General features: G+C 60.0%; 7 protein-coding genes. 1 reads left to right on the top strand and 6 read right to left on the bottom strand.

Going from position 1 to position 5959, the window contains the following annotated elements; genetic code table 11:
• Nucleotides 1-565 (bottom strand): substrate-binding domain-containing protein (locus AC1D1Z_RS32840; protein WP_477853024.1); only part of this gene is annotated, 565 nt, incomplete at its 3' end.
• Nucleotides 566-752: 187 nt separating this feature from the next.
• Between AC1D1Z_RS32840 and AC1D1Z_RS32835 the strand changes: the two genes are divergently transcribed.
• The gene (locus tag AC1D1Z_RS32835; protein WP_115157757.1) at nt 753-1748 is read left to right on the top strand and encodes a LacI family DNA-binding transcriptional regulator; all 996 of its coding nucleotides are present in this window, start codon (nt 753-755) and stop codon (nt 1746-1748) included.
• Between the two features lie 164 nt (nt 1749-1912).
• On the opposite strand, the gene AC1D1Z_RS32830 is transcribed toward AC1D1Z_RS32835, so the two are convergent.
• The 5 genes from AC1D1Z_RS32830 to AC1D1Z_RS32810 form a co-directional block, all read right to left on the bottom strand.
• Nucleotides 1913-2317: a type II toxin-antitoxin system VapC family toxin gene (locus AC1D1Z_RS32830; protein ID WP_018247052.1), complete on the bottom strand. Its 405-nt coding sequence runs from the start codon at nt 2315-2317 to the stop codon at nt 1913-1915.
• On the bottom strand, nt 2314-2547 hold the full coding sequence (locus AC1D1Z_RS32825; RefSeq protein WP_018247053.1) for an AbrB/MazE/SpoVT family DNA-binding domain-containing protein: 234 nt from the start codon (nt 2545-2547) through the stop codon (nt 2314-2316). Before AC1D1Z_RS32825 ends, AC1D1Z_RS32830 begins: the two co-directional genes overlap by 4 nt.
• A 452-nt stretch (nt 2548-2999) precedes the next feature.
• Nucleotides 3000-4010, bottom strand: coding sequence for an Lnb N-terminal periplasmic domain-containing protein (locus AC1D1Z_RS32820; RefSeq protein ID WP_131647131.1), 1011 nt, complete (start codon nt 4008-4010; stop codon nt 3000-3002).
• Between the two features lie 515 nt (nt 4011-4525).
• Nucleotides 4526-5572, bottom strand: coding sequence for an ABC transporter ATP-binding protein (locus AC1D1Z_RS32815; protein ID WP_018247056.1), 1047 nt, complete (start codon nt 5570-5572; stop codon nt 4526-4528).
• Nucleotides 5573-5585: 13 nt separating this feature from the next.
• A partial coding sequence (locus tag AC1D1Z_RS32810; protein WP_477853019.1) for a GH32 C-terminal domain-containing protein occupies nt 5586-5959 on the bottom strand: 374 nt, incomplete at its 5' end.

Here is a 5959-nt window from a genome sequence, read left to right as displayed (position 1 = left end):
GATCGTTGCTGACCGGTAGAACCGTGACCTTGCCGCCGAAGCCGTCGGCAAAGCCCTTGCAGCGCAGATCGAGCGAAACATTGCCGACCTCCTGGTTCACGCACAGGCCTTCCTTGCCRCCCAGCTCATGCAGTTTCCCACCGGCGGCTTTGCCGGCGGTATATTCGTCCTGGCCGACATGCAGCAGCGCTCCCAGCTCCTTTGAAACGTCGGAACCGGAATTGATGGAAATAACCGGGATACCGGCGGCGACGGCCTTCTTGATGGATGGACCGAGTGCCGAGGCGTCTGGAATGGAGACGATGAGCCCGTCGGGCTTCTGATTGACGGCAGCATCGATGAGCTGCCCCATCGACACCATGTCGAAAGTTTCCGGAGCGCGATAATCGACGCTAATACCCATGTCCTTCGCCGCTGCGTTGACCCCGTTCTTGACGACGGACCAGAAAGGATCATTGGCCTGGCCGTGGGTGACGGCGACGATGCGAATGTCAGCGGCATTGGCGATTGCCGAAGAGCATATGAGCGCACCAGCAACGGCCGCGCTCGCGAGAAGCGATTTCAAACCGAATTTCATTTTACCCTCCCAAAAACAGTCCGCACTACGCGAACTCTCCCAATGCTACCGGTTGCAACTCCACTTGCACCCGGTAGCAAGCTCGATAAAACTACTTTATTGTCGACAAAAATCAAGCATCCATTCCATTTTTATTTTTTTGTGGAATATTCATTCCAATCAGGAGGAGACGGCCATGCGCAAACGGGCGACGGCGAAAGAGGTGGCGGAAGCCGCCGGCGTGTCGAAATGGACCGTCATTCGTGCGTTCACGCCCGGTGCGTCGATTACGGACGCAAGCAGACAAAAAGTGCTTCAGGCGGCCGAGGTTCTGAACTATTCGCCTAACCTGCTTGCCCGCAGTCTTGCGACGAACACCACCCACCAGGTGGCCGTCTTCGTCGACGACTTCGCCAATCCGCACAAGCTTCCGGTTCTGGAGATGTTGACCGAGCGCCTGCAGGCGGAGGGGCTGTTGACCGTATTGATCAACATCAACCGCCATTTCGATCACGTTCACGCGTTGATCAACGCCGACCAACGACAATTCGACGCCGTTATCCTGTTCGGGACCGCCTTTCGCGAGGAAACACTGGGCGATCGACGGCTCGGCCCAGGTTTCCCGCCGATGTTCGTTCTTGCGAGAGACAGCCAAATTCCCGGCGTTCCCGCGATTGCCTGCGATGCAGAACTCGCTCTCAGCGAGATCGTCGATTACCTCTTCGACAAGGGCTATCGCTGTCCCGGCTTTATGACGGGGGCGAGAACCCTGTCGACGGCGCTGGGCAGGCGCCATCATTATGCAAATTTCTGGCGACGGAAAGGTGTCGAAGGCGTCACAGAATTGGCCGCGGAAAGATACAGCGCCCAGGCCGGCGCCGAAGCGGCACGTACTTATTTGAGTGCAACTTCGCCCGCGTCGCGCATCGATGTATTGATGTGTGAAAATGACATATTGGCGCTGGGAGCGATGGATGTCGCCCGGAGCGAATTCGGTCTAAGAGTTCCGCAAGACTTGGCAGTCGTCGGCTTCGACAACATCGAACTCGGCGGGGCTCCGGCCTACGAACTGACCAGTTACGAACAGCCCACCGACGAGATGATCAACGCCATGGTCGCAATGATAACGGGCAAGCGCGATGCCGAACTGGTTGTCATGCGGGGGCGGCTTGTGCCGAGGTCATCGGCATGAAGTGTCCCAAGGATCGTCCAATGAGCACTCGCGCTTCTGACCATCATCGAATGGCGTTCTAGATGATCGCCTTGATGATATTCGAACCATCGACCCCGTTCTTGAAAATTCAAGGGCTGGCCAAGGTGCCAAGGCTGCGATCTTGCCCCTCCCCCGCGGTGAAATCACTGAGCCGGCGAGATCAACGCGACAGTTGGGAAGTACGACCGGTACCGACCAACGTCTCGCGTTAACAGCGGAAACTGCTGAACCGCAGCATGCGCGCCGATGAAGAAATCCGGTAAGACACCCGTCCGAGAGCCACCGGCCCGGCGATACCGCGTGAAGGCCTTTCCGGCAAGAAACAGCGCCGCCCGCGGAAACGGCGCGACGACCAGTCCCGCCTCGTCGATGAACGCGTCCAGTTCCTCGATGCGCTCATAGCGGACCGCAAGTTCGGCATAAACGACATCGTTGATCAGCAGCGGGCCGGCGAGATTGGCCGCTTCGAGCTGCTCAATCGACCAGTCAGCCCAAGTTCCGTCATTGGTCACGAGATCGAGCAGGACATTCGTGTCGATGAGCGTCACACGTCACCACGGGTGAGCGCCATGATCGCGTCGGTATTGAGCCCCTCTCCGGCGTGTCCCCGAAGCTTTTGAAAGCGGCTGGTGGGCTGCTTCCTGTCAGCTCTCGTCAGTACCACACTGCCATCTGCGGTCCGATGAAAATCGACCTCGCTTCCGGGAACAATCCCGAGCAATTCTCGAACCGCTTTAGGGATGGTGACCTGCCCTTTTGCTGTGACTGTCGTCGTCATGCCGAAACCTCGTAATACCGCTTTGGTATTAGGTATTACTATCCGGTTTCGATTTCAACATCGCCGTGTGAACCTTCTTATCGTCGCATACGGAGAGACTGCCAAGCCGCCGACTAGGCCAATGTGTGCTCAACAAACGGCGCGATTTGGTCGAGGGCGTTGGCATTGTCCTTGCCGCTCGGCGATTTTCCTGACGAGGCTGGGAACGCGGCGGCGCATTTCTCACGGGAAGCTGTGGCACCCTCAGGTTGCCTCGCGAACCATGTTTGGTGCCTAGGGCTTATAAGCCACCCGCCGCACTTCTACGAAAGGCAAACCACCACCGGCTATACTGTGCGAAAAGGAACGCTTATGGCGCTGAGCCCGGAAAGCGGCGCCTATCTTAGTCAAAATCTCCGGAGGCATGATGTTGCTGCCCTAGCCGTTTTGCTTGCTCAACGCTTCGGCGGAGGTCACAACGCGCCCTGCGGCGACGGGACGCCGACGCGAATGGCCTGCGAGAAATTCGGCGAAAGACCGTCGTCGTGCGCCCTTGCAGCGATGTGTGCGGCCGACCGAAGTTGCGACAAGGAAACCGAGGTGTCCAGCGCGCCACGGTCATAGGCGTATTCCGGCAGATATCCGTTGACGATGAGGCGCCAGTCCGTCGGCACGGCGTCGCCTGCGACACGCATCATCTTGATGATGGTCGTCGTGCAGTTGGTCGTCAGCGAATTGTAGAAGGCGGGCGTGGCCGCAAGCGCGTTTGCGTCGGAGACGTACTCGCGCAGAAGAAGCCTCGCAGCCGCCGGCGAAGCCCTCAGGCGGTAGATCTGGACGTCCTCACCGCGAAAATTGGAGCGGAGGCCGATCACATCCCTTTCGTCTGCGGCGAGGATGACCAGAGGGCTGCTTTTGAAAAGGTCCGCCAGCGGTGAGAACGAACCTCCTGAAACGCGACGCACTTCGATAGACCACGCCAGATAGCGGCCGTCGTCGAAGCCGAAGCTCATGATGACATGCGCGATGGCCGGACCTGACCAGTAAGACATGAACATGTCGACGCTCTTCAGCTTGTTCAGGTCGTAACTGCGCGTCGTCCATCGTTCCGTGAAGTCGGTGGTGCTGCGCCACTCGAAATCGCGGACATTGGTCAGCGTCAACAGATCACCGTCGAATTCGCCGGTGACCTGACGTGCGACCTCCGGAGCCCACACGCCATTTGCCTGCGGTTCGATTGTGCTCCACCAGACGAGAACCAGGACGAACGCGGCCGCAAACGCGAGGACCGCACGTAGGCGTCTCCTGCCAAAGAGCGCCACGACGACGGAGGCGCCAAAAATCCCGAACAAGATGGCGCTGGCTAGCCTGCCGACCTCGGGCAACGGCAAGCGGTACCAAAGCGCGAGCGACGACCAGGCCGATGCAAAGGCGACAAGCAACACGAGCACTGCAATGACGATCGCACGGATCGGTCGAACCATTTTGCTTTTCCAAACGAGTTTGAAGCGTCCGTCCTGACCATTGGACCCTATCGGTTTCCGGACTCGAAGCCCAGAACCTATCCGAAGCGACAGGTCGCCGGATCCTCCATTTCGGTATGCTTGAATTCCGTTGGCGTGAAGATATTCCTCCGCGAAAACATTCCTCTCCCTCGAGAGTGTCAAAGGACGAAGGGGAGGGCCCCCAACACGACGAATTCTCGCAGCTATCCGTCTTGACTCTGCGGGTCGCGTCGTGCGCAAGCGTGATCCGGAAGATGAGCGCCAGGTGATCCTTGGGGTGACGAATGAGGGGCAGTCGATGAAGGCGGAGGCGAAAGCAGTATGCCTCGAGCTCGCGACGGGCCTTGCCGCGGCAACAGATCGCCGCGCAATTGGCAAATTCGATCAGCTGAAGGGCCGAACACTCAAAACTAAGACGTCGCAAGGCTGGATGGCACCGGAACCGAACCACGCCCGTCAAATGACGGACGCGGCTCGGCGGGAGGCGCCGGGGATCAGTCTATCCGATTGCCTTCGGCGGAGAAGAGGTGGATTTTCTCGGATTTGGGCGCGAGGTGGATTTGCTGGTCGGGTTTTAAATCCAGCCGCCGGTGAAGTACGATCGTTGCCGTCTGCGTGCCGATACGCACCGAAAGATGGGTCTCCGCACCGGTCGGCTCGACAGTCAGCACGGTGGCCGGAATGCCCGTCTCCGCAATGTCGAGATCTTCCGGGCGAATGCCGTAGGTGCGCGCCGCGCTTTGGCTCAATTGCGGCGGAAGCGGCAGGGAAACACCGCCTTCGATACGGAAGCCGCCGTCGCTGACGCCACCCTCGAAGAGGTTCATCGACGGCGAGCCGATGAAGGCGGCGACGAAGGTGTTATCTGGGCGGTCGTAGAGATCAAGCGGCTTGCCGATCTGCTCGATGCGGCCAGCGCGCATGACGACGATCTTGTCGGCCATGGTCATCGCCTCGATCTGGTCATGGGTGACGTAAACGATGGTCGTGCCAAGGCGCTGATGCAGCTCCTTGATCTCGCTGCGCATGGTCACCCGCAGCTTGGCGTCGAGGTTGGACAGCGGCTCGTCAAAGAGGAACACTTTCGGATGGCGTACGATGGCGCGGCCCATGGCGACGCGCTGGCGCTGGCCGCCGGAAAGCTGTTTCGGCAGGCGCTCCAGCAGGGGTTCAAGTGCGAGAATGCCGGCGGCTTCGCTCACCAGCTTGTCGATTGTCGCCTTATCGCGCCCCTGCAGCTTCAGGGCAAAGCCCATATTTTCGCGCACCGTCATGTGCGGATAGAGCGCGTAGGACTGGAACACCATGGCGATATCGCGCTCCTTCGGCGCGACGTCGTTGACGACGCGGCCGTCGATGCGGATTTCACCGCCGCTGATATCCTCTAGGCCCGCCAGCATGCGCAGAAGCGTGGACTTGCCGCAGCCGGACGGCCCGACGAGCGTGACGAACTCACCGTCCTCGATATCCGCGGAAACCCCGTGGATAATGGAGGCCGCGCCGTATTGCTTCAGAACCCGGTCGATTGCTACCGATGCCATTGTCTGTCCTCCCTCACAGTTTCAATTGCCAGACGCCGGCCTCGGCGACGGCGCCGGTGAGCGTTGCCGAACGTGCGGCGGCAAAGCCCGGAATGCGTTTGGACCCCGTCCAGCGGCCGTTGTCAGCGAAGACCTCGATGGAGCCGGCGTCGAGGAAGATGCGCAGGCTCGACGGTTTCGCGCCGGTGGCGAGGTAACGTGGCGGCGTCTTGCCGGTGCGGGCGTCGAAGACAATCGCCAGACCATCGGCATCGAGTTTCACGCCTAGATCGACATCCGGATGATCGAAGGTGAGATCGAAGGCGGCGCCCGGCTCGGTGAGATCAAGTACGATCTCGACGGCGCCGGTGCCGAGCGGCACGGTCTTGCCGGCGGCAAGCGCGGTGT

This window comes from Rhizobium sp. P1_E1 (assembly GCF_056406015.1).
This window is presented reverse-complemented; position numbering and strand designations above follow the sequence as displayed.

Coding starts and splice junctions, on each gene's coding strand:
- AC1D1Z_RS32835 (WP_115157757.1), top strand. CDS start 753: ATGCGCAAACGGGCGACGGCGAAAGAGGTGGCGGAAGCCGCCGGCGTG.
- AC1D1Z_RS32825 (WP_018247053.1), bottom strand. CDS start 2,547: ATGACGACGACAGTCACAGCAAAAGGGCAGGTCACCATCCCTAAAGCG.
- AC1D1Z_RS32820 (WP_131647131.1), bottom strand. CDS start 4,010: ATGGTTCGACCGATCCGTGCGATCGTCATTGCAGTGCTCGTGTTGCTT.
- AC1D1Z_RS32815 (WP_018247056.1), bottom strand. CDS start 5,572: ATGGCATCGGTAGCAATCGACCGGGTTCTGAAGCAATACGGCGCGGCC.